Raw genomic sequence first — 26,463 nt, 5'->3', positions numbered from 1 at the left:
TCACCCAGGAGCCACCGGTCTTGCTGACGACCTCCTCCCGTCCTGCCCTCGTTCGTCTCCTCACCGCCTTCCTCCTCGCCGCAGTCCTCACCGCAGCACCGCCGGCCGACGCCGGACAGCAACCCTCGGCCCCCGAGCGCACCCGCGCCGAGCGGGTCCTGCACCGGATGACGCTCCCGCAGCGCGTCGGCCAGCTCTTCATGGTCGGCAGTCCGGCCACCTCCGTCGACGCCGCCACCCGCCGCGAGATCGGCCGGTTGCACGTCGGCAGCGTGATGCTGACCGGGCGCAGCTACGCCGGCACCCGCCGTACCGCGCGCGTCGTCCACGCCCTCGAGTCGCGGGCCACCTGGGCGGCCACCTCCGGCGCCCGGCTGCTCGTCGCCACCGACCAGGAGGGCGGCCAGGTGCAGGTGCTGCACGGGCCCGGGCTGGACGAGATGCCGACCGCCCTGGGTCAGGGCGGCTGGGGCCTGGCCCACCTGCGCGGCGCGGCGGGCCGCTGGGCCCGCCAGCTCCGCGCCAGCGGTGTGAACATGAACCTCGCGCCCGTCCTCGACACCGTCCCCGGCCCGCGGGCTGCTGCCAGCAATGAGCCGATCGGACGCTACGACCGGGAGTTCGGCTACACCCCCGTCCGGGTGTCGCGGCACGGCCTGGCGTTCGCGCGCGGCATGGCCACCCACGGGATCGCACCGTCGGTCAAGCACTTCCCCGGCCTGGGCCGGGTCCGCGGCAACACCGACACGACCGCCCGCGTGGTCGACCGGGTGACCCGCCGGCACGACCCCTACCTGGAGCCCTTCCAGCACGCCGTCACCGCCGGGGTGCCGTTCGTGATGATGTCCTCGGCCGTCTATGCCCGCCTCGACCGGCACCACCCGGCCGCGTTCTCCGGCTTCGTGATCCGCACGATGCTGCGCTCGGACCTCGGCTTCGACGGCGTCGTGGTCTCCGACGACCTTGCCAACGCCCGGCAGGTCGCGCGCTGGTCGCCCGGCGTCCGGGCCGTGAAGTTCCTGCACGCCGGCGGCGACCTCGTCCTCACCGTCAGCCCGCGCGTGGTCCCGGCGATGGTGCACGCGGTGCTCGAGCGGGCGCGCCACGACGAGCGCTTCCGCGCCCGCGTCGACAGCGCCGCGTTGCGCGTCCTGGAGGCCAAGGACGACCAGGGCCTCCTGGGCCGCTAGCCCCGGAGCGCATCCTCCAGCGACCGGGCGGCGTGGCCCGTGAGGCGGCGTACGTCGTCGGTCACCTCGGCGACCGAGCCGTCCCGGATCGCGGTGTAGGTGCTCACCCAGGCGTCGAGCTGCCAGTCCTCGGCGTCGTACTCCGCCCGCCGCGACGCGTAGGCCTCCTCGACCGTCTCGTCCTCGAACCGCAGGTCGCGACCGAGCACGGCACCCGCGCGGGTGGCGACCTCGGCCAGGGTGAGCGTCTCCGGCCCCGTCAGCGTGTACGTCGCTCCCGCGTGTGTGGCCGGGTCGCGCAGCACCGCCACCACCGCGTCCGCCACGTCCGCCCGGGCGACCGCGGCCACCCGGCCCTCCCCGGCCGGACCGCGGATGGCGCCGGTCCGGTCGGCGAAGAGTGGCAGCACGTCGGCGTAGAAGTTGTCGCGGAGGAACGTCCAGCGCATGCCGCTCTCGCGCAGCGCCTGCTCGGCGTCGTGGTGGTCGCGGCCGAGCGTGAACGTGGCGTCGGGGGCCGCACCGGCGAACGACGTGTAGACGACGTGGCCGACCCCGGCCGTCGCGGCCGCGTGGATGAACCGGCGGTGCTGGTCGCGGCGGTCCTGCGCCTCGGCGCCGGAGACCATGAGGAGCAGGTCGACACCCTGCAGTGCCGCCACGGCCGAGGCCTCGTCGGCGTAGTCGGCGACCCGGACCTCCAGTCCGAGGTCGGGGGCGCGGGACGCGTCGCGCACGACCAGCAACGGGTCGAGGTCGGCGAGCGCGGGGGCGACGAGGCCGCCCAGGGCTCCGGTGGATCCGGTGAGGGCCAGGCTTGAACCAGCGGTCATGCGGGGTCAACGGCGGACGGCGCCGCCTGATTCCGCACCATCCGGGCGTGCAGGCCCTCGCGCTCGAGCTCGGTGTGCCCGTCGCGGCGGAAGCCCTGCCGCTCGTAGAACGCGATCGCGCGGTCGTTGCCCTCCAGCACCCACAGGCTCGCCGGGGCGTCGCCGATGGAGGCCACGAGCAGGGCGTGCCCGACGCCGGTGCCCCACACCGCGGCCCGGGCGTAGAGCGCCCACAGCTCCAGGCCGGTGCGGTCCTCGTCGCGGACCGGTCCCGAGGAGACGAAGCCGACCAGCCCGTCGGTCGTCTCCGCGACCAGGGTGTTGGTGCTCTGCCCGAGGATGCCGCGCCACTTGTCGATCCGCTGGGCGACCTGCGTCCGACGCTCGTCGAGCACCTCCTGCGGGACCAGCCCGGTGTAGGCGTCGTCCCAGCAGTCGAGGTGCAGGTGGGTCAGTGCCTCGGCGTCGTCGGGGACCGCCAGGCGGATCGTCAGGGTGTCGGGCGTGCTCATGGCAGCATCGTATGAACGGCCAGGCCCGCGATGACCACCGCGGAGACCAGTCCGGTGACGAGGTGGCCGCGCTGCCCGGTCGCCACGCGTCCGAGGGCCGCGCCGCCGCCCGCCAGGAGGAGCTGCCAGGACGCGGAGGCCACGAAGGCCGCGAGCACGAAGACGCAGCCCTCGAGGGCCGAGGAGACGAGGTGCCGGTTGCCGAGCACGACCGCGGCGAAGTAGACGACGGTCGCCGGGTTGACGGCCGTGATGCCGACGAACATCGCGTAGGCGCGGAGCGCCCCGACCGGCGAGGCCGCCCGCGGCCGGCCCTGCGTCGCGATCGCGTGGGCCGCGGTGAGGCCGGCGATGACCAGCAGCACGACGCCCGAGACGATCCGGAGCGGCGTGGCCACGGGCTCCAGCAGCGTCGACAGGGCGGCGCCGGCCACGACGGCCAGGGCGGCGTACACCCCGTCGACGGTGGCGATCCCGAGGGCCGCGCAGGCGCCGACCCGGAACGACGTCCGGGCCGTGAGCGCCACGAGGAACGCCCCGACCGCGCCGATCGGGATCGCGATCGCCCAGCCGGTGACGAGACCGGAGACGACCACCTCGAGCACCCCCGGATTCTGGCGGGGGCGGACCCCTCACGGCCAGCGGATTAGCGTGGGGCCCATGAGGATCACGAAGTTCGGTCACGCGTGCGTCCGGATCGAGCACGACGGGCGCACCGTCGTCCTGGACCCCGGGGTCTTCACCGACCCGGAGGCCGTCGACGGCGTCGACGCGGTGCTGATCACCCACGAGCACCCCGACCACTACCTGCCCGACCACCTGCGCCGCACCGACGCGCCCGTCTTCACGATCGACGCCGTGGCCGCGCGGATCCGCGAGGACGCCCCCGACGTCTTCGAGCGCACCACCGTGGTCGCGCCGGGGGAGTCCTTCGACCCCGGCATCCCGGCCCGGGCGGTCGGCGAGCTGCACGCCGTGATCCACTCCGAGTTCCCGCGCTTCCACAACTCCGGCTACGTCCTCACGGCCGGTGACGAGAAGGTCTTCCACCCCGGCGACGCGCTCACGCCTCCCGGTGAGGCGGTCGACGTGCTCCTCGTGCCGGTCTCGGCGCCGTGGATGCGCGCCTCCGAGGCGATCGAGTTCGCCCGGGCCGTCAAGGCGCCACGCAACCTCGCGATCCACGACCGGGTCTACAGCGAGGCCGGCCTCGGCATCGTCGACGGCCACATGAACGTGTTCCTGCCGAAGGAGGGGCTGTCCTACGTGCGCCTCGCCGACGGCGCCGACCTGTGACCCGGTGGGGTCAGGCGTACTCGTAGTCGTCGACCGGGAAGCTCGCCGCCTCGCGGTGCGTGTTGATGGTCGAGCTGGGCCGCAGCAGCGCGGCCTCGCCGTGCTGGTTGAAGTAGTAGCTGCGCGCCGTCGCGCACTGGCCGAGTGAGAAGACCGAGTCCTCCAGCCGCTCGGTGACCCAGCCGAGGAAATCCTCGTTGGCCGGGTCGCGGACCTCGAAGCTGCTGGCCCCGCGCCGCGCCACCTCCGAGAGCAGGCGGTCCATGTGCTTCATCTGGCCCTCGATGGTCGTGAAGTAGGAGAGGCCCGAGTAGGAGTAGGGCGACGCGAGGCTCAGGAAGTTGGGGAAGCCCGGCACGGCGATGCCCTGGTAGGCCTGGAAGCGGGTCGCGCGCCACCAGGCGCCGAGGTCCTTGCCGTCGCGCCCGACGACGCTGATCGCCGGGAAGTTGGCGTCCCACATGTCGAAGCCGGTGGCCAGGACGAGTACGTCGACCTCCGTCTCCCGGCCGTCCGCGGTGACGATCCCGGTCGGGGTGATCCGCCGGATCGACGTCGTCTCGAGGTCGACGTGCGGCTCGGTGAAGGCCGGGTAGTAGTCGTTGGAGAACGTCGGCCGCTTGCAGCCGAAGGAGTAGTCGGGCGTGAGCTTCGCGCGGAGCTCGGGGTCGGCGACCTGCCTGGCCAGGTGCCGCCTCGCGATGGCGGCCGCCCCGCGGTTGAGCAGGTTCCACTGCCGGTAGTGCAGGACGGCGGCGACCATCACCAGCTCGAGCACGCTGGTGTTGACCTTGCGGGCCGCGCGCTGGGTGGCCGGGACCCGGGCGAAGAGCCGCTGCACGGCCTTCGGCATCTCGCGGTCCATCTTGGGCGTGACCCAGATCGGGGTGCGCTGGAAGACGGTCAGGTGTGCGGCCCGCCGGGCCAGCTCGGGGATCAGCTGCACGGCGGTGGCGCCGGTGCCGATGATCGCGACCCGCTTGCCGTCGAGGTCGGCGTCGTCGTCCCACCTCGCCGTGTGCAGGACCGTCCCGGCGAAGTCGTGGACTCCCTCGATGTCCGGCATCCGGGGCTGGGAGAGGAAGCCGGTGGCGGTGATCAGGTAGCGGCCCCGGACCGGCTCGGCGCCCGCGACCCGGACCTCCCACTCCTGGGCGACCTCGTCCCAGGTCGCGCCCTCGACGACCTGCCCGAAGCGCATGTGCCGGCGCAGGTCGTAGCGGTCGGCGACGTGCACGGCGTACTGCTTGAGCTCGGGGCCGCGGGCGTACCAGTGCGACCACCAGGGGTTGGGCTCGAAGGAGTAGGAGTAGGTGACGCTCGCGATGTCGACGGCCAGGCCGGGGTAGCGGTTGACGTGCCACGTCCCGCCGAGGTCGTCCTCGCGCTCGAGGACCACGAAGTCGTCGATGCCCAGCCGCTTGAGCTGGATGGCCGCGCCCATGCCGCCGAAGCCGGCGCCGACGATGACTGCCTGATGGGTCACAGTCTAATGAATATCGTTCAATAGGCTGGTTGGCAAGGGGTCGGGGCGATGCCCTGCGCGCGGGGTCCCAACTCGCGGCCGAGCACCTCAGGGAGCGGACAGCGCGTCCCGCACGGGGACGAACTTCGCCTGCGACTCGGCCAGCTCGGCCTCGGGGTCGGAGTCGGCGACGATGCCGCAGCCGGCGTAGAGCCGCACGGCCGAGCCCTCGAGGCGGGCCGAGCGCAGCGCGATGCCCCACTCGCCGTCACCGCTGGCGTCCATCCAGCCGACCGGCCCGGCGTAGCGGCCGCGGTCCATGCCCTCGATCTCGGCGATCAGGGCGGTCGCGACGGGGGTGGGGGTGCCGCCGACGGCGGCCGAGGGGTGCAGCGCCTCGGCCAGCTGGAGCGAGGAGACCGTCGCCGCGTCGTGCACCACCCCGGCCACGTCGGTGGCCAGGTGCATGACGTTGGGCAGGTGCAGGACGAACGGGGATTCCGGCACGTTCATCGACTGGCAGTGCGGGTCGAGCGCGTCGGCGACCGACCGGACGGCGTACTCGTGCTCCTCGAGGTCCTTCGACGAGCGGGCCAGGGTCGCGGCCAGCGCGAGGTCGCGGGAGTCGTCACCGGTGCGGCGGATGGTGCCGGCCAGCACGCGCGAGGTGACCAAGCCGCGCTCGCGGCGCACCAGCATCTCCGGGGTCGCGCCGAACATGTCGTCGACGTGGAAGGTCCAGCACATGCCGTAGGTCTCGGCCAGCCGCCGCAGCGGCCAGCGCACGTCGATCGGCGCCTCGGCGGTCGCGACCAGGTCGCGGGCGAGGACGACCTTCTCCAGGTCGCCGGCGTTGATCCGGGCTACGGCGTCGGCGACGACCGACATCCAGCGCTCACCGTCCAGCGCGCCGTCGGCGAAGGAGACCTCGACCGGCGCGACCGGCTCGTCGGCCACGCTGAGGACCTCGGGACGGTCCAGGCCGCCGCGCGAGATCGTCGTCAGCCAGGTCGTGTCGCCGCGCCGGCCGACCACGACCTCGGGGACCACGAGCACCGAGTCGCCCGGCTCGTCGGCGAAGGCGAAGGTGCCGAAGCAGACCAGGCCGGTGCCCGGCTCGCCGACCTCGTCGCGCACCACCGCGCGCGCGGTCGTCTCGGCCCACCACTTCACGGCGTCGGCGAAGCGCGTCGCGCCCTGCGTCCGGATCTCGGCGGCCACGCCCCAGCCGACCAGGCCCTCGTCGCGGCGCAGCCACGTCACGGGGCGGTCGGTGGGCAGTAGGTCGAGCAGCGAGCCGTCGTGGCCGTCCAGCCGGACCGTGCGCACGACGAGAGGGGAGGCCTGCTCGCCGGGGGTCGCGCTGGTCGTCACGAGGGTGAAGCGTACGCCGGTGACCGAGGCCACTCCCGCGACACCCGGGCGGTCAGGGTCAGGCCCGGCTCACGACCAGTAGACGACCACCGCGTCGCCGACCCGCACCTGGGCGAAGAGCTTCGCCAGGCCGTCGTAGTCGCGGACGTTCACGCAGCCGTGCGACGCCCCGGCGTACCCCCGCGCGGCGAAGTCGCTCGAGTAGTGCACGGCCTGGCCCCGCGAGAAGAACATCGAGTACGGCATCTCGGAGCCGTAGAGGTGCGAGACGTGGTCGGCGTCCTTGACGTAGACGTGGAAGAGGCCCTCGCGGGTGGGGGAGTACGACGCCCCGAAGCGCACGTCCAGCGTCTGCAGGACCGTGCCGTCCACGACCCAGCGCAGGGTCTGGCTGGTCTTGTCGATGCACAGCACGCGACCGACCTTGCAGCGGGCGTCCAGCGCACCGGGCTGGTTGCCCAGGTTGTACATCGCGGCGTGGGTCGGGGTCAGCGTCATCTCGTGCAGCCGGTCGAGGGTGCGCCGGTCCACGTCGCCGGTCGCCGGGAAGCCGCGCTTGTCCTGGAAGCCGCGCACCGCCTCGACGGTCGCCGCGTCGTAGGTGCCGGTGACGTCGCCGTAGAGCCAGTCGATCGCCACCAGTCGGGCCTGGAGGTCACGGACCTCGTCGCCGCTCGCGCCCGGACCGAGCAGGGTGGGGCCCGGCGTGAGGGTCGGCGTGGGGGTAGGTGTGGGCTCGGGCGCCAGCGTCGGGGTGGGCGCCACCGAGCGAGTCGGGCTCGCCGTGGGCGTCACCAGGTCGGCGGGGTGGCCGACCGGTCCGGCCCCGGCGCGTCCGGCGTCGTACTGCTTCACGGCCAGGCCGGCGCCGTAGGCGGCGCCGCACAGCAGGGCGGAGACCAGCACCGTCAGGAACAGTGCGCGCAGTGCTCTCATCACGAACTCCCGGGGAAGAGGAAGCCATTCCGAGCTTCCAGTGTCAGCAGGGAGACGCCCGATCCGGGGATTTGGTTGCGCGCGCCGCGTCGTACCCTTCCCGCGTGGCCCGTGCAGAGCTCGACAAGCAGCCGTCCGACGTCCGACGCATGTTCGACGCGGTCGCGCGTCGCTACGACGTGACCAACGACGTGCTCTCCCTCGGCCAGGACCGGCGGTGGCGGCACGACGTCATCGAGGCCGTCGACCCGCAGTACGGCGAGCGGGTGCTCGACCTCGCGGCCGGCACCGGCACCTCGAGCCAGCCGTTCGCCGACCGCGGTGCCGTCGTGGTCCCGTGCGACTTCTCCCTCGGCATGCTCCAGGTCGGCAAGCAGGCCAAGCCACACCTGCCCTTCACCGCCGGCGACGGCACGCAGCTGCCGTTCGCCGACGAGACCTTCGACGCGGTCACCATCAGCTTCGGGCTGCGCAACATCGTCGACCCGCTGCAGGGCCTGCGCGAGCTGCGCCGGGTGACCCGCCCCGGCGGTCGTCTCGTGGTGTGCGAGTTCAGCCACCCCACCTTCGCGCCGTTCCGCACGGTCTACATGGAGTACCTCATGAAGGCCCTCCCCGCCGTGGCCCGCGCGGTCTCGTCCTCCCCGGACGCCTACGTCTACCTCGCGGAGTCGATCCGGGCCTGGCCGGACCAGCAGGGCCTGGCCGACCTGGTCGCCGAGGCCGGCTGGCAGAAGCCCGAGTGGCGCAACCTCTCGGGCGGCATCGTCGCCCTCCACCGCGCCACCCGGTAGTGACCCCGACCCCGGGGTGCGACGTCCCGGGGCGAGTGGCAGACTGTGTCCTGCGCCACTTAGTGATTCAGTTCACAAAGTCACAATCCGATCGCGACGGCGGTCGGGCGAGGCGCCGGGACAGAGAGGAAACGCTGCGGCATGGAGCTCTACACGCCGGTGCTGGCGCTGGCCCTCCTCGCTGCGCTCTTCGCGGGTGGGTCCGTGTTGATGAGCGCGGCCGTGGGCCCCAAGCGCTACAACCGGGCCAAGCTCGACTCCTACGAGTGCGGCATCGAGCCGACCCCGCAGCCGGTCGGCGGCGGGCGGTTCCCGGTGAAGTACTACATCACCGCGATGCTCTTCATCGTCTTCGACATCGAGATCATCTTTCTCTACCCCTGGGCCGTCTTCTTCGACTCCCTGAAGCTCTTCGGGCTGGTCGAGATGGTCCTGTTCATCGCCACCGTCTTCGTCGCCTACGCCTATGTGTGGCGTAGGGGCGGCTTGGAATGGGACTGAGAGGCAACACCCCGTGGGTCTTGAAGAGAAGCTTCCGTCCGGCGTCCTGCTGACGACCGTCGAGGGCGTCGCGGGCTACATGCGCAAGGCCTCGTTCTGGCCGGCGACGTTCGGCCTGGCCTGCTGCGCCATCGAGATGATGACCAGCGGCGGTCCCAAGTACGACCTCGCGCGCTTCGGCATGGAGGTCTTCCGGGCCAGCCCGCGGCAGGCCGACCTGATGATCGTGGCCGGCCGGGTGAGCCAGAAGATGGCCCCCGTCCTGCGCCAGATCTACGACCAGATGCCCGAGCCCAAGTGGGTGCTCGCGATGGGCGTCTGCGCCAGCAGCGGCGGCATGTTCAACAACTACGCCGTCGTCCAGGGCGTGGACCACGTCGTCCCCGTCGACATGTACCTCCCCGGCTGTCCGCCCCGGCCGGAGATGCTGATCGACGCGATCCTCAAGCTGCACGACCAGGTCCAGCACGCCAAGCTCGGCAGCAACCGCCTCGCCGAGATCGAGGAGCAGGAGACCGCCGCACTGCGGGCGCTGCCGACCTCCGAGATGAAGGGCCTGCTCCGGTGAGCGACCAGACCCCCGACACCACCCCGGCCACGCCGGCGCCGCGCGACGAGGTCCGCCCCGTCGGCACCCGCCAGGGCATGTTCGGCGTGCGCGGCAGCGGCGACACCAGCGGCTACGGCGGCCTGAACGCGCCGATCGTCTACCCCGGTGACGCCCAGCGCCCCTACGGCGGCTGGCACGACGAGGTCGCCGACGCCCTCGAGGCCCGGCTCGCCGACGACGGCCTGGCCGCCGCGATCGGCCGCGTGGTCGTGCACCGCGGCGAGATCACCTTCCACGTACGCCGTGAGGACCTGCTCGCCGTCGTCCGCCACCTCCGCGACGACCCGGCGCTGCGCTTCGAGCTGCTCTCCGGCGTCAGCGGCGTGCACTACCCCGACGACGCGGGCCACGAGCTGCACGCGGTCTACCACCTGCTCTCGATGACCCACAACCGCCGGATCCGCCTCGAGGTCAGCGCCCCCGACGCCGACCCGCACATCCCGTCCGTGGTGGCGACGTACCCGACCGCCGACTGGCACGAGCGCGAGACGTTCGACATGTTCGGCATCGTCTTCGACGGCCACCCGGCGCTCACCCGGATCCTGATGCCCGACGACTGGCCGGGCCACCCGCAGCGCAAGGACTACCCCTTGGGCGGCATCCCCGTCGAGTACAAGGGCGGCACCATCCCGCCGCCGGACCAGCGGAGGTCGTACAGCTGATGACTCAGGACATCTACGCAGGCACCAGCGACACGACCGAGGGTCGGGTCTTCACGGTCACCGGCCAGGACTGGGACTCCATCGTCGACGGCATCCGTGCCGGCAGCATGGACGAGGCCGACGAGCGGGTCGTGGTCAACATGGGCCCGCAGCACCCCTCGACCCACGGCGTGCTGCGCCTGATCCTCGAGCTCGAGGGCGAGACGGTGACCGAGGCCCGCTGCGGCATCGGCTACCTCCACACCGGCATCGAGAAGAACATGGAGTACCGCTCCTGGGTCCAGGGCGTCACGTTCTGCACCCGGATGGACTACCTCTCGCCGTTCTTCAACGAGATGACCTACGTGCTGGGCACCGAGCGGCTGCTCGACATCGAGGACCAGATTCCCGAGAAGGCCCAGGTCATGCGGGTCCTGCTCATGGAGCTCAACCGGATCTCCTCCCACCTGGTCTGCATCGCCACCGGCGGCATGGAGATCGGCGCGCTGACCGTCATGACGATCGGCTTCCGCGAGCGCGAGCTGGTCCTCGACCTCTTCGAGCTGATCACCGGCCTGCGCATGAACCACGCGTTCATCCGCCCCGGCGGCGTCGCCCAGGACCTGCCGCCCGGCGCCCTCGACGAGATCCGCGACTTCATCGCGCTGATGAAGAAGCGGCTCCCCGAGTACGCCGCGCTCTGCAACGCCAACCCCATCTTCAAGGCCCGCCTCGTCGACGTCGGCCACCTCGACCTCGAGGGCTGCCTGGCGCTGGGCCTGACCGGTCCGCCGCTGCGCGCCACCGGCTACCCGTGGGACCTGCGCAAGACCCAGCCCTACTCCGGCTACGAGGACTACGACTTCGAGGTGCAGACCTGGGACTCGTGCGACTCCTACGGCCGCTTCCGGGTCCGGCTCGCCGAGATGTGGGAGTCCCTGAAGATCATCGAGCAGGCCGCCGACCGGCTCGCCGGCCTCGAGGGCGCCCCGGTCATGGTCGCGGACAAGAAGATCGCCTGGCCCAGCCAGCTCGCGATCGGCTCCGACGGCATGGGCAACAGCCTCGACCACATCCGCCACATCATGGGTGAGTCGATGGAGGGCCTGATCCACCACTTCAAGCTGGTGACCGAGGGCTTCCGCGTGCCGCCCGGCCAGGCCTACGTGCCGATCGAGTCGCCGCGCGGCGAGCTCGGCGCCCACGTGGTCTCCGACGGCGGCACCCGCCCCTTCCGGGCGCACTTCCGCGACCCGTCCTTCACCAACCTGCAGGCCACGAGCGTGATGAGCGAGGGCGGCATGGTCGCCGACGTCATCGTCGCGATCGCGTCCATCGACCCCGTGATGGGAGGCGTCGACAGGTGACCGCCCTCGACGACAAGACCTACGCCGAGCTCGAGGACATCGCGGCTCGCTACCCCGAGAAGCGCTCCGGCCTGCTCCCGATGCTGCACCTCGTGCAGTCCACCGAAGGCCGGATCACGCCCGAGGGCATCGAGGCCTGCGCCGACATCCTCGGCATCTCGGCCGCCGACGTCAGCGGCGTCGCGACGTTCTACACGATGTACAAGCGCAAGCCGGTCGGCGACTACCACGTCGGCGTCTGCACCAACACGCTGTGCGCGGTGATGGGCGGCGACCTGATCTTCGAGCGGCTCAAGGAGCACCTCGACGTCGGCAACGACGAGACCACCGCCGACGGCAAGATCACCCTCGAGCACGTCGAGTGCAACGCGGCCTGCGACTACGCCCCGGTGATGATGGTCAACTGGGAGTTCATGGACAACATGACCCCGGAGTCGGCCACCCGGCTGGTCGACGACCTCCGTTCCGGCGTCGAGGTCACCTCCACCCGCGGCCCGCGCATCTGCACCTGGCGCGAGGCCGAGCGGGTGCTCGCCGGCTTCCCCGACGACCGGGCCGACGAGGGCCCGGGCGCCGGTCCTGCCTCGCTGGCCGGTCTCAGGATCGCCCGCGAGCGCGGCTGGACCGCCCCGGTCTCGGCAGGCTCGACCACCGGTACGGGCTCGACCACCGATGCGACCACGCAGGAGGGCAAGTGAGCCTGACCCCGGTCCTCACCGACAACTGGGACGCCGAGCGCAGCTGGACGCTCGCGTCGTACGAGGAGCACGGCGGGTACGCCGCCCTCGACAAGGCGCTCGGCATGACCCCCGACGCCGTGATCGAGGAGGTCAAGGAGTCCGGCCTGCGCGGCCGCGGCGGCGCCGGCTTCCCGACGGGCATGAAGTGGGGCTTCATCCCGCAGGACAACCCCCGGCCGAAGTACCTCGTCGTCAACGCCGACGAGTCCGAGCCGGGCACCTGCAAGGACATCCCGCTCATGATGGCCACGCCGCACACCCTCGTGGAGGGCGTGATCATCAGCTCCTACGCGATCCGGGCCAACAAGGCGTTCATCTACATCCGCGGCGAGGTGCTCCACGTCGTACGCCGGGTGCAGCGCGCCGTGCAGGAGGCCTACCTCGCCGGCCACCTCGGCAAGGACATCCACGGCTCGGGCTACGACCTCGACGTCGTGGTGCACGCCGGTGCCGGCGCCTACATCTGCGGCGAGGAGACCGCGCTGCTGGAGGGCCTCGAGGGCCGCCGCGGCCAACCCCGCCTGCGCCCGCCCTTCCCCGCCGTCGCCGGCCTCTACGCCAGCCCGACGGTCATCAACAACGTCGAGTCGATCGCGTCGGTGCCCAGCATCATCGGCAACGGCCACGCGTGGTTCGCCTCGATGGGCACCGAGAAGTCCAAGGGCTACGGCATCTTCTCGCTCTCGGGCCACGTCACCACGCCCGGCCAGTACGAAGCCCCGCTCGGCATCACGCTGCGCGAGCTGATCGACCTCGCCGGCGGCATCCGCGAGGGCCACGAGCTGAAGTTCTGGACCCCCGGCGGCTCCAGCACCCCGCTGCTGACCGCCGAGCACCTCGACGTGCCCCTCGACTTCGAGGGCGTCGGCGCGGCCGGCTCCATGCTCGGCACCCGCGCGCTGCAGCTCTTCGACGAGACCACCTGTGTGGTCCGCGCGGTGCTGCGGTGGACGGAGTTCTACAAGCACGAGTCGTGCGGCAAGTGCACGCCCTGCCGCGAGGGCACGTGGTGGCTGGTGCAGACGCTGGCCAAGCTCGAGAAGGGCCAGGGCAGCGAGGCCGACCTCGACCTGCTGCTCGACCAGTGCGACAACATCCTGGGCCGCTCGTTCTGCGCGCTCGGCGACGGCGCGACGAGCCCGATCTCCAGCTCGATCCAGTACTTCCGCGACGAGTACCTCGCCCACCTCAGCCACGGCGGCTGCCCGTTCGACCCGGCGGCCTCGACCGCCTTCGCGCCCGCAGGAGCCAGCGCATGAGCACGACCCCCGACGTGACGACGGACCTCGTCTCGCTCACCATCGACGGCATCCAGGTCAGCGTCCCCAAGGACACCCTGGTCATCCGTGCCGCCGAGCAGGTGGGCGTGCAGATCCCGCGCTTCTGCGACCACCCGCTGCTCGCGCCCGTGGGCGCCTGCCGCCAGTGCCTGGTCGACATCCCCGACGCCGGCAACGGACGCGGCTTCCCCAAGCCGCAGGCCTCGTGCACGCTGCCGGTCGCCGAGGGCATGGTCGTCAACACCCAGGCCACCAGCGAGGTGGCCGACAAGGCGCAGCAGGGCGTCATGGAGTTCCTGCTCATCAACCACCCGCTCGACTGCCCGGTCTGCGACAAGGGCGGCGAGTGCCCGCTCCAGAACCAGGCCATGACCAACGGTCGCGGCGAGTCCCGCTTCTCCGCCGGTGGCGGCGTGAAGCGCACCTACCCCAAGCCGATCAACATCTCCGCGCAGGTGCTGCTCGACCGCGAGCGCTGCGTGCTCTGCGCGCGCTGCACCCGCTTCTCCGAGGAGATCGCCGGCGACCCCTTCATCGCGCTCATCGAGCGGGGTGCCCTCCAGCAGGTCGGCATCTACGAGAAGGAGCCGCTGGAGTCCTACTTCTCCGGCAACACCATCCAGATCTGTCCGGTCGGTGCGCTGACCTCCGCCGAGTACCGCTTCCGCTCCCGGCCCTTCGACCTCGTCTCGACGCCGAGCGTGGCCGAGCACGACGCCTGCGGCTCCGCGATCCGCGTCGACCACCGTCGCGGCAAGGTGATGCGCCGCCTCGCCGGCAACGACCCCGAGGTCAACGAGGAGTGGATCACCGACAAGGACCGCTTCGCGTTCACCTACGCCACGCAGCCCGACCGGCTCACCCACCCGCTGGTCCGCGACACCGACGGCAGCCTGCGTCCGGCGTCCTGGACCGAGGCCTTCGCGGTCGCGGCCCGCGGCCTGAACGACGCCGGGGCGTCCGCCGTCCTGACCGGCGGCCGGGTCACCGCGGAGGACGCCTTCGCCTACAGCAAGTTCGCGCGCGTGGCCCTGGGCACCAACGACATCGACTTCCGGGCCCGCCCGCACTCCGCGGAGGAGGCGGCGTTCCTGGCCGCCGAGGTCGCGGTGACCGGCCCCGAGGGTGGCGCCGTCACCTACTCCGACCTCGAGAAGGCCACCGCCGTCGTGCTGGCCGGCCTCGAGCCGGAGGACGAGGCCGGTGCGATCTTCCTGCGTCTGCGCAAGGCGTCGCGTCGCCACCGCACGCGCGTCGTCGCGATCGCCCCGCTCACCACGCGCGGGCTGACCAAGATGAACGGTCAGCTCGTCCCGACCGCGCCGGGGGAGGAGGCCGCCGCGCTCGACGCCCTGGTGTCGCACGGGGACTACGGCCTCGACGCCACCGGCGTCATCCTGGTCGGCGAGCGGCTCGCGACGTCGCCGGGCGCGCTGTCCGCCGCCGCCCGCCTGGCCCGCACCACCGGAGCCCGGCTCGCCTGGGTCCCGCGGCGGGCCGGTGACCGCGGCGCCGTCGAGATGGGCTGCCTGCCCAACCTGCTGCCCGGTGGTCGTCCGGTCGCCGACCCCGCCGCCCGTGTCGACGCCGCCACCTCGTGGGGCGTCGTCGGGCTGCCCGAGGCCGAGGGCCGCGACGGCGACGCGATCGTCGCCGCGCTCGCCGCCGGCGAGATCGGCGGCCTGGTCATCGGCGGCGTCGACCCCGACGACACGACCGATCCCGCCGCCACCCGCGCCGCGATCGAGTCCGCCCGCTTCGTCGTCGCCCTCGAGCTGCGCGAGACCGACGTGACCCGCGCGGCCGACGTCGTCTTCCCGGTCGCCCCGGTGACCGACAAGGCCGGCCTGTTCGTCAACTGGGAGGGTCGCGTGCGGCCCTTCGAGGCCGTCCTCGGCACGCCCGGCTCGCTGCCCGACCTGCGGGTGCTCTCCGGCATCGCCGAGGAGCTCGCGCAGCTCGGTCGCGGCAACGCGCTCGGCTTCCGCACCGTCGCCGAGGCCCGCGACCAGATCGAGGACATGGGCCCCTGGGACGGCGAGCGCGCCCCGGCGATCGACGTACCCACCCCGGCGGCGGCCGCCGCCCCGGCCGGCGCGCTGCGCCTCGCGACCTGGAAGCCGATGCTGGACAACGGCTCTCTCCAGGCCGGTGACAAGCACCTCGCCGCCACCGCCCGCGTGCCCGTGGCCCGCGTCAGCCAGGCGGTGTACGACGCCGTCGGGCCGACCGTCACCGTCAGCGGCGACCGCGGCTCGATGACGCTGCCCGCCGAGGTGGCCGACGTCGTCGACGGCGTCGTGTGGGTCCCCACCAACTCCGTCGGGTCGGGCGTCCTGGCCGGCCTGGCCTCGCCCGGCTCGACCGTGACCGTGAAGGGAGCGGACCTGTGATCTCGACGATCAACGTGCTGGCCGCCGACGACCTCTCGGCGTTCGGCCACGACCCGTGGTGGGTCATCACCATCAAGACCGTCCTGATCTTCCTGGTCCTGGTGCTGCTCACGCTGTTCAACATCTGGTGGGAGCGCCGGGTCGTTGCCCGGATGCAGCACCGGATCGGCCCCAACGTCAACGGGCCCTTCGGCCTGCTGCAGTCGCTGGCCGACGGCGTGAAGCTGGCGCTGAAGGAGGACATCATCCCGAAGGCCGCCGACAAGGTGGTCTTCCTGCTGGCCCCGGTGATCGCGGCCGTGCCGGCCTTCGTGACGTTCTCGGTCATCCCGTTCGGCCCGACCGTGAAGGTGCCGTTCAGCGACGTCCGCACGCCGCTGCAGCTCACCGACATGCCGGTGGCCGTGCTGTTCGTGATGGCCATCGCCTCGATCGGCATCTACGGCATCGTGCTCGGCGGCTGGTCCTCGGGATCGACGTACTCCCTGCTGGGCGGGCTGCGCTCCAGCGCCCAGATGATCTCCTACGAGGTCGCGATGGGTCTGGCCCTCGTCGCGGTCTTCCTCTACGCCGGCTCGATGTCCACCAGCGAGATCGTCGCCGCCCAGGACAAGTTCTGGTTCGGCCTGATCCTGGTCCCGTCGTTCGTGATCTACACGATCTCGATGGTCGGCGAGACCAACCGCGCGCCGTTCGACCTCCCCGAGGCCGAGGGCGAGCTGGTCGGCGGCTTCCACACGGAGTACTCCTCCCTGAAGTTCGCGCTGTTCTTCCTCGCCGAGTACATCAACATGGCGACCGTCTCCGCGCTCGCGACCACGCTCTTCCTGGGCGGCTGGCACGCGCCGTGGGGGCTCATCAACATCTGGCCCGGCGCCGACACGGGCTACTGGCCGGTGCTGTGGTTCTTCGGCAAGGTGCTGTTCTTCATCTTCGTCTTCATCTGGCTGCGCGGGTCGCTGCCGCGGCTGCGCTACGACCAGTTCATGGCGTTCGGCTGGAAGCGGCTCATCCCGATCTCGCTGGTGTGGATCATCGCCGTCGCCACGATCCGCTCGGTGTCGCTCGACGGCGGCGTCGACCGCCAGTACCTCCTCATCGGCATCGGCGTGCTCGCCGTCCTGTTCCTCGCGCTGTTCTTCATCGGCGAGTCCGAGGAGGAGCCGACGGTCACCGAGACCGAGGAGTCCGGGCGCGCCACGGGCGGCTTCCCCGTCCCGCCGATGCCTGCCGGTGGTGCCGTCCGCGGCGCGGCCGTCCCGCTCACGTTCGAGTCCCGCACGTCCACTGTCGCCGCTGGGGAGGACCTCTGATGGCTGAGTCCAAGGGCATGAAGGAACAGTTCTGGGACCCCATCGCGGGTTTCGGCGTCACGTTCCGCACCATGTTCAAGAAGGTCGTCACCGAGCAGTACCCCTTCGAGAAGCTGCCCACCGCGCCGCGGTTCCACGGCCGGCACCAGCTCAACCGCTGGCCCGACGGCCTGGAGAAGTGCATCGGCTGCGAGCTGTGCGCCTGGGCCTGCCCGGCCGACGCGATCTACGTCGAGGGTGCCTCCAACACCGAGGACGAGCGGTTCAGCCCGGGTGAGCGCTACGGCCGCGTCTACCAGATCAACTACCTGCGCTGCATCCTCTGTGGCCTGTGCATCGAAGCCTGCCCGACCCGCGCGCTGACGATGACCAACGAGTACGAGCTGGCCGACGACAACCGTGCCGACCTGATCTACGAGAAGTCCGACCTCCTCGCTCCGCTCCTGCCCGGCATGGAGCAGCCGCCGCACCCGATGCGGCTCGGCGACGACGAAGGCGCCTACTACCGGGGCCAGTACGCCGCCCCCGCCCCGACCGAGGAGATCGTGCCGTGATCGCCTTCTGGTGCCTCGCACCGATCATGACCCTGGCGGCGCTGGGCATCCTGTTCGTCCGCAAGGCCGTGCACGCCGCCCTGCTCCTGGCCGTGGTGATGATCAGCCTGGCCATCCTCTACGCCGCCCTGGACGCGCCGTTCCTGTTCGCCGTGCAGATCATCGTCTACACCGGCGCGATCCTGATGCTGTTCCTCTTCGTGCTGATGCTCGTCGGCGTCGACGCCTCCGACTCGGTCGTGGAGACGATCCGCGGCCAGCGGGCTCTGGCCATCGTGCTCGGCCTGCTGCTCGGCCTCGTGCTCGTGGTGGCGCTCAGCCAGATCTCGCTGGGGTCGGCCGTGGGCCTGGACACCGCCAACGCCGGAGGCAACATCCAGGGCCTCGCCGCGGTGCTGTTCTCCCAGTACGTCTTCGCCTTCGAGGTCACCAGCGCCCTGCTGATCACCGCGGCGATGGGCGCCATGGTGCTGGCCCACCGCGAGCGGCTCACGCCCAAGCCCACCCAGGCGATGCTGGCCGCCCAGCGCGTCCGCGACTACGGCGAGAAGGGCCTGCACCTCGGCCCGCTGCCGCCCCCGGGCGTCTTCGCCCGCAACAACGCGGTCGACACCCCGGCCCTGCTGCCCGACGGCACCGCCTCGGAGGCCTCGATCAGCCGGGTGCTCGCCGCGCGCGGCACGGTCCGGTCCGCCCCGGCGCTCGCCGAGGACATCGAGGGCGTGCAGCGCTCGCTGGCCGGCCGGACCACCGACGAGGAGGAGACCGACGCATGAGCATCACTCCCTACATCGTGCTCTCCGCGATCCTGTTCACGATCGGCTGCGTGGGCGTGCTGACCCGGCGCAACGCGATCGTGGTGTTCATGTGCGTGGAGCTGATGCTCAACGCCTCGAACCTCGCCCTCGCCGCCTTCTCCCGCCAGCACGGCAACCTCGACGGCCAGATCGCGGCGTTCTTCGTGATGGTCGTCGCCGCGGCCGAGGTCGTGGTCGGGCTCGCGATCATCATGACCATCTTCCGGACCCGTCGCTCGGCCTCGGTCGACGACGCGAGCCTGCTGAAGTACTGAGGAGTCCGCCCAGATGTACGCCCTGCACGAAGCCGTGCCGATCCCTGTCGTGGACCCGGGCCAGGCCGACGGCGTCTACGCGCTGCTGTGGCTGGTCGTGGCGCTGCCGCTGGCCGGCGCCGCGATCCTGCTCGTCGGCGGCGCGATCGCGCCGAAGCCCTTCGACCGGTTCGGCCACCTGCTCGGCACCCTGCTGCCGATCGGCTCGTTCGCGCTCAGCCTGGTGATGTTCCTCGGGCTGCTCGGCCGCGACGCGGGCGACCGCCAGGTCGGCCAGCACCTCTACACCTGGTTCGAGGTCGGCCACCTCAACGTCGGCATGGACCTGCTCTACGACCCGCTGTCGGCGCTGTTCCTGCTGCTGATCACCGGGGTCGGCTCGCTGATCCACGTCTACTCCATCGGCTACATGGAGCACGACCCCCGGCGCCGCCGGTTCTTCGGCTACCTCAACCTCTTCGTCGCCGCCATGTTGATGCTGGTGCTCTCGGAGAACTACCTCGGCCTGTTCCTGGGCTGGGAGGGCGTCGGCCTCGCGTCGTACCTCCTCATTGGCTTCTGGCAGCACAAGCCCAGCGCGGCGGCGGCGGCCAAGAAGGCCTTCGTCATCAACCGCGTCGGTGACATCGGCATGTCCCTGGCGATCATGCTGATGTTCGTCCAGTTCGGGACGACGAGCTTCTCGGGCATCTCCGCGGTCTCCTCGGGCGCGAGCGACAACGTCCTCAACGTCCTCGGCGTGCTGCTGCTGCTCGGCGCCTGCGGCAAGTCGGCCCAGGTGCCGCTGCAGTCCTGGCTGCTCGACGCGATGGAAGGCCCGACCCCGGTCTCGGCGCTGATCCACGCGGCCACCATGGTGACCGCCGGCGTCTACCTGATCACCCGCTCCAACTTCATCTTCGAGCTCGCGCCGACCGCCCAGACCGTGGTCGTGGTCGTCGCCTGCGTGACGCTGCTCTGGGGTGCGGTCATCGGATGCGCCAAGGACGACATCAAGAAGGCCCTGGCCGGGTCGACGATGAGCCAGATCGGCTACATGATGCTGGGCGCCGGCCTCGGCGTCGGTGGCTACGCGTTCGCGATCTTCCATCTGCTCACGCACGGCTTCTTCAAGGCCAACATGTTCCTCGGCGCCGGCTCGGTCATGCACGGCATGGACGACGACGTCGACATGCGCCACTACGGTGCGCTGCGCAAGGCCATGCCGGTCACGTTCCTGACCTTTGCGATGGGCTACCTCGCGATCATCGGCTTCCCGGGCTTCTCCGGCTTCTGGTCGAAGGACAAGATCATCGAGGTCGCGCTGGCCGACAACTGGCTGGTCGGGCTGTGCGCCCTGCTCGGCGCCGGCGTCACGGGCTTCTACATGACCCGGCTGATGCTGCTGACCTTCATCACCGACAAGCGCTGGGCCAAGGGCGTCCACCCGCACGAGTCGCCGAAGGTCATGACGATCCCGCTCATGGTGCTCGCGGCCCTGTCCGTGCTCGGTGGCCTGATGCTCGCGGGCGGCTGGATCCAGGACTTCCTGTCCCCGGTCGTCGGCACGCCTCCCGAGGAGGACCTGCCGGTCCCGGCCCTGGTGATCTCGCTGCTCGCCGTCCTCGTCGTGGCCGTCGGTGTCGCCACCGCCTGGTTCCTCGTCGGCAAGCGCGACGTGCCGCGCACCGCCCCGCAGGACGTCTCCTTCGTCACCCGCGCAGCCCGCGCCGACCTCTACGGCGACGCGATCAACGACGGCCTCGTGGTCAACCCCGGTCGCCGCCTCGTCGGTGGCCTGCTCGGGATGGACCGCCACGGCGTCGACGGTGTCCTCACCGGCGGCCCGGTCGCGATCGGTGCCGTGGCGCTCACGCTGCGCAAGGTCCAGAACGGCTTCGTCCGCTCCTACGCCCTCTCCCTGCTCGGCGGCGTCCTGCTCGTCGTGCTCGCTCTCCTGGCGGTGAACCTCGCATGACCCCCTGGCTCACGATCCTGATTGCCGTGCCGCTCGTCGGCGCGCTGCTGGTCGCGTTCGTCCCGAAGGCCCCCGGCTCGGTGCTGCCCAGGCAGCTCGGGGTCGCGGTCTCGCTGCTGACGCTGGCGGTCGCCGTGGTGATCGCCGCGCAGTACGACACCGGCGGCGGCATGCAGCTGACCGAGGACCACGAGTGGATCCACGCGTTCGGCGTCCACTACGCCCTCGGCGTCGACGGGCTCGGCCTGCTGATGATCCTGCTGACGGTCGTGCTCGTGCCGATCGTGCTCGTCGCCTCCTGGCACGACGCCGACTCCTCGAACCCGTCGGCGTTCTTCGCCTGGGCGCTGGCGCTCGAGGGCCTCTCGCTGGCGGTCTTCGCGGCCACCGACGTGTTCCTCTTCTACGTCGTCTTCGAGGCGACGCTGATCCCGGCGTACTTCCTGATCGGCGGCTTCGGCCGTGAGGGCCGGGCCTTCGCGGCGCTGAAGTTCCTCATGTACCAGCTCGGCGGCGGCTTGGTCATGCTCGCCTCGGTCATCGGCCTGTACGTCGTCTCCGCCCAGGCCGGCCGCCCGACGTACCTCCTCTCCGACCTCGCGAACCTCGACATGTCCACCAGTGCCGAGCGCTGGCTGTTCGCCGGGTTCTTCATCGCCTTCGCGGTGAAGGCGCCGCTGTTCCCGCTGCACACCTGGCTGGCCGACACCACCGAGAAGGCCACGCCCGGCACCAGCGTGCTGCTGGTCTGCGTGCTCGACAAGATCGGCACCTTCGGGATGCTGCGCTTCTGCCTCGGCCTCTTCCCCGAGGCCTCCAAGTGGGCCACGCCGGTCGTCTTCGCGCTCGCGCTGATCTCGATCGTCTACGGAGCGCTCATCGCCATCGGCCAGGACGACGTGCTGCGCCTGATCGGCCTCACCTCGCTCAGCCACTTCGGCTTCATCACCCTGGGCATCTTCGCGTTCAGCTCGCAGGGCGGCTCCGGCGCGATCCTCTACATGGTCAACCACGGCATCGCGACCGCGGCCATGTTCCTCATCGCCGGCTTCCTGATCCAGCGCAAGGGCACGTCCCTGATCAGCCAGATGAGCGGGCTGGAGAAGACCGCGCCGGTCCTCGCCGGCACCTTCCTCGTCGCCGGCCTGGCCACCCTGGGCCTACCCGGCCTGAGCCAGTTCGTCTCCGAGATCCTGGTGCTGATCTCCGCCTTCGACCGGGCCTGGTGGGCCGGTGCGATCGCGGTCAGCGGCATCGTCCTGGCCGCCGTCTACGTGCTGTGGATGTACCAGCGCACGATGACCGGCCCCGGCTCCCCGGACGACGCCGCCAACGTGGGCGTGCGCGACCTCGACCGCCGCGAGCTGGCGGCCGTCGTGCCGCTGATGATCGGGCTCGTGCTCTTCGGCTTCGTGCCCGGCCCGCTGCTCGACGTCAGCAACCCGACCATCGACACCCTGCTCCAGCACACGGGCGTCAGCGACGACGAACCCGTCGTACCCGCTGCCGGGTCCGGCACGGCTGAGGAAGGCCAGCAGTGAACAGCCTCGTCACCCCCCTCGTGGACCCGCTCGTGGACACGGTCTTCACCAAGCCCCACATCGAGTACGCCCAGCTGTGGCCGATGCTCCTCGTCTTCGGCGTCGCCTGCGCGGGCGTCCTCGTCGAGGCGTTCCTGCCGCGTGAGCGTCGGTACGTCGTCCAGGCCGCCCTCGCGGTGGCCGGGCTCGTGGCCGCCCTCGTCGGCACCGCCTTCGTGGCCGCCGACCTCCCCGACCTCGGCAACGGCGCCGCCCACGGCCTGATCGCGGCCGAGGGCACGATCGTGGTCGACGGCCCGACCGTCTTCTTCTGGGGCCTGATCCTGCTCTTCGCGACCGGCGGCGTGCTGCTCTTCGCCGAGCGCCGGCTCGAGGGCGGCGTCTCGGCCTTCGCCGGCCAGGCTGCTGCGCTGCCCGGCACCGAGGCCGAGCGCCAGGCGTCCACGCAGGGCCTGGACCACACCGAGGTCTACCCGCTGCTGATGTTCGCGGTCGGCGGCATGCTGCTCTTCCCGGCCGCCAACGACCTGATCACGATGTTCGTCGCGCTCGAGGTCCTCTCGCTGCCGCTCTACCTGCTCTGCGGCCTGGCCCGGCGCCGGCGCCTGCTCAGCCAGGAGGCGGCGCTGAAGTACTTCCTGCTCGGCGCGTTCTCCTCCGGCTTCTTCCTGTACGGCGCCGCGCTGGTCTACGGCTTCGCCGGCTCGATGCAGCTCTCCGACATCAACGAGGCCGTCCGCAACGACACCGACAACTCCGCGCTGCTGCTGATCGGCATGGGCATGCTCGCCGTCGGCCTGCTCTTCAAGGTCGGTGCCGCGCCGTTCCACGCGTGGACCCCCGACGTCTACCAGGGCGCCCCGACCGCGGTCACCGGCTTCATGGCCGCGTGCACCAAGGTCGCCGCCTTCGGCGCGATGCTCCGGCTCTTCTACGTCGCCTTCGGCTCCGACCGCTGGAGCTGGCAGCCGATGCTCTGGATCATCGCGATCCTGACGATGGTGGTCGGTGCGGTCCTCGCGGTCGTGCAGACCGACGTGAAGCGGATGCTCGCCTACTCGTCGGTCGCCCACACCGGCTTCCTCCTGACCGGCGTCCTGGGCGTCCAGAGCGCCGCCGACCTCGCCGACGGCCAGGTCACGTCGCTGCAGGCCGTGCTGTTCTACCTGACGACGTACGGCTTCGCCATGATCGGCGCCTTCGCCGTGGTCACCCTGGTCCGCGACTCCGGCGGCGAGGCGACCCAGTTCGCGCGCTGGGCCGGCATCGGGCGCCGCTCGCCCCTGCTCGGCGGCCTGTTCGCGTTCTTCCTGCTGTCGATGGCCGGTATCCCGCTGACCGCGGGCTTCGTGGGCAAGTGGGCGGTCTTCACCGTCGCCCTGTCCGCCGGCGCCTGGCCGGTCGTGATCTCCGCGGTGCTGTGCAGCATCGTCGCGGTGTTCTTCTACGTGCGGGTGATCGTGCTGATGTTCTTCGTCGAGGGAGAGGGTGAGCTGGCCGCGGTCGCCAAGCCCTCGCTGCTGACCTCCGGCACCATCCTGGTGGGCGTCGCCGCCACCCTCGTGCTGGGCGTCGTCCCGGGCCCGGTTCTCACGCTCGCGGCGCATGCAGGAGAATTCATCAGGTGAGCACCTCTGACCTCGCGCTTCCCGTCACCGACGTGGCCCTCGAGACCCGCCTGCGTGACCGGATGGCGGAGGTCGAGAAGGCCCTCGCCGGCCACGTGCAGTCCCGCGCCCCGTTCGTGACCGAGGCCGCCAGCCACCTCATGGAGGCCGGCGGCAAGCGGTTCCGCCCGCTGCTGGTCCTGCTCGCCGCCGAGTGCGGCGACCGGGCCGGCTCCGACGAGGTCGTCACGGCGGCGTGCGTGGTCGAGCTGACCCACCTCGCCTCGCTCTACCACGACGACGTCATGGACGAGGCCGACCTGCGCCGCGGCGCCCCGTCGGCCAACTCCCGCTGGGACAACCACGTCGCGATCCTCACCGGCGACTTCCTCTTCTCCAAGTCCTCCGAGCTCACGGCCGAGCTCGGCCCGGACGCCGTCAAGATCCAGGCGCTGACCTTCACCCGCCTCGTCGAGGGCCAGATCCTGGAGACGGTGACGCCCGGCCCCGGGGAGGACCCGCTCGCGCACTACCTCGACGTGGTCGCCGGCAAGACCGGCTCCCTGATCGCCACGTCGGCGCGCTACGGCGCGCGCTTCGGCGGTGCGTCCCGCGAGGTCGAGGAGGCGCTCACGGCGTACGGCGAGATCGTCGGCAGCGCCTTCCAGCTCTCCGACGACATCCTCGACATCGCCTCCGAGTCGGACGAGTCCGGCAAGACGCCCGGCACCGACCTCCGCGAGGGCGTGCCGACCCTGCCCGTGCTGATGGCCCGCGCGTCCCAGGACCCCGCCGACGGCCGCCTGCTCGAGCTGCTCGACGCCGACCTGACCGACGACCAGGTCCACGCCGAGGTCCTCGACCTGCTCCGCAAGCACCCGGCCATGGACGAGGCCCGCGCCTACGTCATCGCCCGCGCGCAGGAGGCGAAGGCACTCCTGGCCGTGCTGCCCGACGGTCCCGTCCGGGAGGCCCTCGAGGCCTTCGCCGACATCGTGGCGGTCCGCTCGGCCTGAGCGGGCTGTCAGGCGGTGCTCGCGACGACCGTCAGCCGCAGCTGACGGCGGCGGTGCGTGACGAGCTCGACGGTGAAGATGGCCAGCGCCACCCACACCAGGACGAAGCCCGCCCACCGGCCGGCGGGCATGTCCTCGTGGAAGTACAGCACGCCCAGCGCGAACTGCAGGATCGGCGCGAGGTACTGCAGCAGCCCCAGCGACACCATCGAGACGCGCGTGGCGGCCGCTCCGAAGCAGATCAGCGGGATGGCGGTCACGATGCCCGCGCTGGTGATCAGCAGTGCGTGCGGCAGGCCGTGGGTGCCGAAGTTGGACTCACCGTGCGCCACCAGCCAGCCGATGTACAGCGCGGCGAAGGGCGCGACCAGGGTCGTCTCCAGGGTGAGGCTCTCCACCGCGCCGACGTTGGCGGTCTTCTTGGCCAGCCCGTAGCTGCCGAACGAGAAGGCCAGCACGATCGCCACCCAGGGCAGGTGCCCGTAGTCGAGCGTGAGCACGCCGACCGCCGCGCCGGCGACCCCCATCGCCACCCACTGCAGGGGGCGGAGCCGCTCCCCGAGGATGAAGACGCCCATCAGCACGGTGACCAGCGGGTTGATGAAGTAGCCCAGCGACGTCTCGACGACCCGCCCGTTGTTGACGCCCCAGATGTAGGTGAACCAGTTGACCGTGATCACGGCCGCGGCGAGCGCCAGCAGGGTGAAGACCCGCCGGTCGCGCAGCAGCGCGCGGAACTGCGTCGTACGCCGCAGGGCGACGACGAGCAGCCCCATGGTGACCACGGACCAGAGCATCCGGTGCGCGAGGATCTCCATGGCGCCGGCCGGCTCGAGCAAGGGCCAGTAGAGGGGGAACGCGCCCCAGATGCCGTAGGCGGCGACCCCCAGTGCCAGCCCGCGTCTCGATTCCCCCACCGCCGCAGTCTAGGTCGGGGGTGGCGCCCGCCCCGCATCGTGCGCTCCGGGTGGTTTGGCGCTGGCAGGTGATGGGCAGATACGGGCTCAGAGGAACACACTCAAGCATCCAGGGGGAAACACATGCGGATCCACCGCGTCATCATCGGGCTCGTCGCCCTCGTCATCGCCGTCGCGATGACGCTGGTCGTCGGGACTGGCGCCGAGGCAGCCGACAAGCCGAAGCACGAGGTCATTGCGAAGGGCATCGAGCCCACGCCGAACAGGTTCTTCGTCAAGGGGCAGGTCAAGCCGACCTACGCCAACGCGCCGCTGGTGATGGAGAAGAAGGACTGCGGCTCGTGCGACTGGCACGCGTGGAAGAAGTTCTCGACCCACGACGACAGCCACTACAAGCTGCGCGTCTACGGCCCGGGCAAGGGCAGCCAGAAGACCTGCTACCGCGTGAAGGTCCCGCCCACGCAGAAGTTCGCGCTCTCGCGCTCGCAGGGGCTCTGCATCGTCAAGCTCTGACGCACCGGCAACGACGAAGGGCCTCTCCTCTCGGGTGGAGG

26 protein-coding genes are annotated in these 26,463 nt (G+C 71.3%); 19 read left to right on the top strand and 7 right to left on the bottom strand.

Features of this window, described 5'->3' with window-relative positions; all coding sequences use genetic code 11:
* Positions 1-20: 20 nt before the first annotated feature.
* Positions 21-1,190: a glycoside hydrolase family 3 N-terminal domain-containing protein gene (locus EJF31_RS08270; protein WP_125036603.1), complete on the top strand. Its 1,170-nt coding sequence runs from the start codon at positions 21-23 to the stop codon at positions 1,188-1,190.
* On the opposite strand, the gene EJF31_RS08265 is transcribed toward EJF31_RS08270, so the two are convergent.
* Genes EJF31_RS08265 through EJF31_RS08255 form a run of 3 tightly spaced genes read right to left on the bottom strand, consistent with a single transcriptional unit; the run spans position 1,187 to position 3,140 of the window.
* Positions 1,187-2,023 (bottom strand): NAD(P)H-binding protein, encoded by an 837-nt coding sequence (locus EJF31_RS08265; protein WP_125036602.1) that lies wholly within the window; start codon positions 2,021-2,023, stop codon positions 1,187-1,189. The genes EJF31_RS08270 and EJF31_RS08265 overlap by 4 nt on opposite strands.
* Entirely contained in the window at positions 2,020-2,535 is a 516-nt protein-coding gene (locus tag EJF31_RS08260) for a GNAT family N-acetyltransferase (RefSeq protein ID WP_125036601.1), read from the bottom strand. Before EJF31_RS08260 ends, EJF31_RS08265 begins: the two co-directional genes overlap by 4 nt.
* Positions 2,532-3,140 (bottom strand): LysE family transporter, encoded by a 609-nt coding sequence (locus EJF31_RS08255; protein ID WP_125036600.1) that lies wholly within the window; start codon positions 3,138-3,140, stop codon positions 2,532-2,534. Before EJF31_RS08255 ends, EJF31_RS08260 begins: the two co-directional genes overlap by 4 nt.
* 55 nt (positions 3,141-3,195) lie before the next feature.
* Here EJF31_RS08255 and EJF31_RS08250 point away from each other — a divergent pair, with 55 nt between their 5' ends.
* Positions 3,196-3,831, top strand: coding sequence for an MBL fold metallo-hydrolase (locus EJF31_RS08250; protein WP_125036599.1), 636 nt, complete (start codon positions 3,196-3,198; stop codon positions 3,829-3,831).
* Between the two features lie 10 nt (positions 3,832-3,841).
* Here EJF31_RS08250 and EJF31_RS08245 read toward each other — a convergent pair whose 3' ends face one another.
* The 3 genes from EJF31_RS08245 to EJF31_RS08235 all read right to left on the bottom strand — a co-directional run bounded on the left by EJF31_RS08245 (position 3,842) and on the right by EJF31_RS08235 (position 7,606).
* The gene (locus EJF31_RS08245; protein ID WP_260430706.1) at positions 3,842-5,317 is read right to left on the bottom strand and encodes an NAD(P)/FAD-dependent oxidoreductase; all 1,476 of its coding nucleotides are present in this window, start codon (positions 5,315-5,317) and stop codon (positions 3,842-3,844) included.
* An 87-nt stretch (positions 5,318-5,404) separates the two neighbouring features.
* Positions 5,405-6,670, bottom strand: a complete 1,266-nt coding sequence (locus EJF31_RS08240) for an isochorismate synthase MenF (protein ID WP_125036598.1) — start codon at positions 6,668-6,670, stop codon at positions 5,405-5,407.
* 69 nt (positions 6,671-6,739) lie between these two features.
* A complete protein-coding gene (locus tag EJF31_RS08235; protein ID WP_125036597.1) occupies positions 6,740-7,606 on the bottom strand; it encodes a L,D-transpeptidase family protein in 867 nt (288 codons plus the stop codon).
* 104 nt (positions 7,607-7,710) lie between these two features.
* Between EJF31_RS08235 and EJF31_RS08230 the strand changes: the two genes are divergently transcribed.
* From EJF31_RS08230 to EJF31_RS08155, 16 genes are all read left to right on the top strand, one after another.
* Positions 7,711-8,400: a demethylmenaquinone methyltransferase gene (locus tag EJF31_RS08230; RefSeq protein ID WP_125036596.1), complete on the top strand. Its 690-nt coding sequence runs from the start codon at positions 7,711-7,713 to the stop codon at positions 8,398-8,400.
* A 141-nt stretch (positions 8,401-8,541) separates the two neighbouring features.
* Positions 8,542-8,901 carry an NADH-quinone oxidoreductase subunit A gene (locus EJF31_RS08225; RefSeq protein ID WP_125036595.1) on the top strand — a complete coding sequence of 120 codons (360 nt, stop codon included), beginning with the start codon at positions 8,542-8,544 and terminating at the stop codon, positions 8,899-8,901.
* 13 nt (positions 8,902-8,914) lie between these two features.
* Entirely contained in the window at positions 8,915-9,469 is a 555-nt protein-coding gene (locus EJF31_RS08220; protein WP_125036594.1) for an NADH-quinone oxidoreductase subunit B family protein, read from the top strand.
* Positions 9,466-10,173: an NADH-quinone oxidoreductase subunit C gene (locus EJF31_RS08215; protein ID WP_125036593.1), complete on the top strand. Its 708-nt coding sequence runs from the start codon at positions 9,466-9,468 to the stop codon at positions 10,171-10,173. Before EJF31_RS08220 ends, EJF31_RS08215 begins: the two co-directional genes overlap by 4 nt.
* Positions 10,173-11,519, top strand: coding sequence for an NADH-quinone oxidoreductase subunit D (locus EJF31_RS08210; protein ID WP_125036592.1), 1,347 nt, complete (start codon positions 10,173-10,175; stop codon positions 11,517-11,519). Before EJF31_RS08215 ends, EJF31_RS08210 begins: the two co-directional genes overlap by 1 nt.
* Positions 11,516-12,217 carry an NADH-quinone oxidoreductase subunit NuoE gene (nuoE, locus tag EJF31_RS08205; RefSeq protein WP_125036591.1) on the top strand — a complete coding sequence of 234 codons (702 nt, stop codon included), beginning with the start codon at positions 11,516-11,518 and terminating at the stop codon, positions 12,215-12,217. Before EJF31_RS08210 ends, nuoE begins: the two co-directional genes overlap by 4 nt.
* Positions 12,214-13,518: an NADH-quinone oxidoreductase subunit NuoF gene (gene nuoF / locus EJF31_RS08200; protein ID WP_125036590.1), complete on the top strand. Its 1,305-nt coding sequence runs from the start codon at positions 12,214-12,216 to the stop codon at positions 13,516-13,518. Before nuoE ends, nuoF begins: the two co-directional genes overlap by 4 nt.
* On the top strand, positions 13,515-15,932 hold the full coding sequence (locus EJF31_RS08195; protein WP_125036589.1) for an NADH-quinone oxidoreductase subunit G: 2,418 nt from the start codon (positions 13,515-13,517) through the stop codon (positions 15,930-15,932). The genes nuoF and EJF31_RS08195 overlap by 4 nt, the downstream gene beginning before the upstream one ends.
* Positions 15,929-17,245, top strand: coding sequence for an NADH-quinone oxidoreductase subunit NuoH (gene nuoH / locus EJF31_RS08190; protein WP_260430705.1), 1,317 nt, complete (start codon positions 15,929-15,931; stop codon positions 17,243-17,245). Before EJF31_RS08195 ends, nuoH begins: the two co-directional genes overlap by 4 nt.
* Positions 17,245-17,799 (top strand): NADH-quinone oxidoreductase subunit NuoI, encoded by a 555-nt coding sequence (gene nuoI, locus EJF31_RS08185; protein ID WP_125036588.1) that lies wholly within the window; start codon positions 17,245-17,247, stop codon positions 17,797-17,799. The genes nuoH and nuoI overlap by 1 nt, the downstream gene beginning before the upstream one ends.
* Complete coding sequence (locus tag EJF31_RS08180; protein ID WP_125036587.1) at positions 17,796-18,575, top strand: NADH-quinone oxidoreductase subunit J; 780 nt, start codon at positions 17,796-17,798, stop codon at positions 18,573-18,575. Before nuoI ends, EJF31_RS08180 begins: the two co-directional genes overlap by 4 nt.
* Positions 18,572-18,871, top strand: coding sequence for an NADH-quinone oxidoreductase subunit NuoK (gene nuoK / locus EJF31_RS08175; RefSeq protein WP_125036586.1), 300 nt, complete (start codon positions 18,572-18,574; stop codon positions 18,869-18,871). The genes EJF31_RS08180 and nuoK overlap by 4 nt, the downstream gene beginning before the upstream one ends.
* A gap of 13 nt (positions 18,872-18,884) precedes the next feature.
* On the top strand, positions 18,885-20,828 hold the full coding sequence (gene nuoL / locus EJF31_RS08170; RefSeq protein WP_125036585.1) for an NADH-quinone oxidoreductase subunit L: 1,944 nt from the start codon (positions 18,885-18,887) through the stop codon (positions 20,826-20,828).
* A complete protein-coding gene (locus EJF31_RS08165; protein ID WP_125036584.1) occupies positions 20,825-22,369 on the top strand; it encodes an NADH-quinone oxidoreductase subunit M in 1,545 nt (514 codons plus the stop codon). The genes nuoL and EJF31_RS08165 overlap by 4 nt, the downstream gene beginning before the upstream one ends.
* A gap of 83 nt (positions 22,370-22,452) precedes the next feature.
* The gene (gene nuoN, locus EJF31_RS08160; RefSeq protein WP_260430845.1) at positions 22,453-23,997 is read left to right on the top strand and encodes an NADH-quinone oxidoreductase subunit NuoN; all 1,545 of its coding nucleotides are present in this window, start codon (positions 22,453-22,455) and stop codon (positions 23,995-23,997) included.
* Positions 23,994-24,992: a polyprenyl synthetase family protein gene (locus EJF31_RS08155; RefSeq protein ID WP_221767502.1), complete on the top strand. Its 999-nt coding sequence runs from the start codon at positions 23,994-23,996 to the stop codon at positions 24,990-24,992. Before nuoN ends, EJF31_RS08155 begins: the two co-directional genes overlap by 4 nt.
* Positions 24,993-25,000: 8 nt before the next feature.
* On the opposite strand, the gene rarD is transcribed toward EJF31_RS08155, so the two are convergent.
* Positions 25,001-25,909 carry an EamA family transporter RarD gene (gene rarD / locus EJF31_RS08150; protein ID WP_221767501.1) on the bottom strand — a complete coding sequence of 303 codons (909 nt, stop codon included), beginning with the start codon at positions 25,907-25,909 and terminating at the stop codon, positions 25,001-25,003.
* Between the two features lie 123 nt (positions 25,910-26,032).
* Here rarD and EJF31_RS08145 point away from each other — a divergent pair, with 123 nt between their 5' ends.
* A complete protein-coding gene (locus EJF31_RS08145) occupies positions 26,033-26,422 on the top strand; it encodes a hypothetical protein (RefSeq protein WP_125036582.1) in 390 nt (129 codons plus the stop codon).
* The last annotated feature ends 41 nt before the right edge of the window (positions 26,423-26,463 follow it).

The organism is Nocardioides sp. LS1 (genome assembly GCF_003865225.1).
Taxonomy (GTDB): Bacteria; Actinomycetota; Actinomycetes; order Propionibacteriales; family Nocardioidaceae; genus Nocardioides; species Nocardioides ginsengisegetis.
This window is presented reverse-complemented; position numbering and strand designations above follow the sequence as displayed.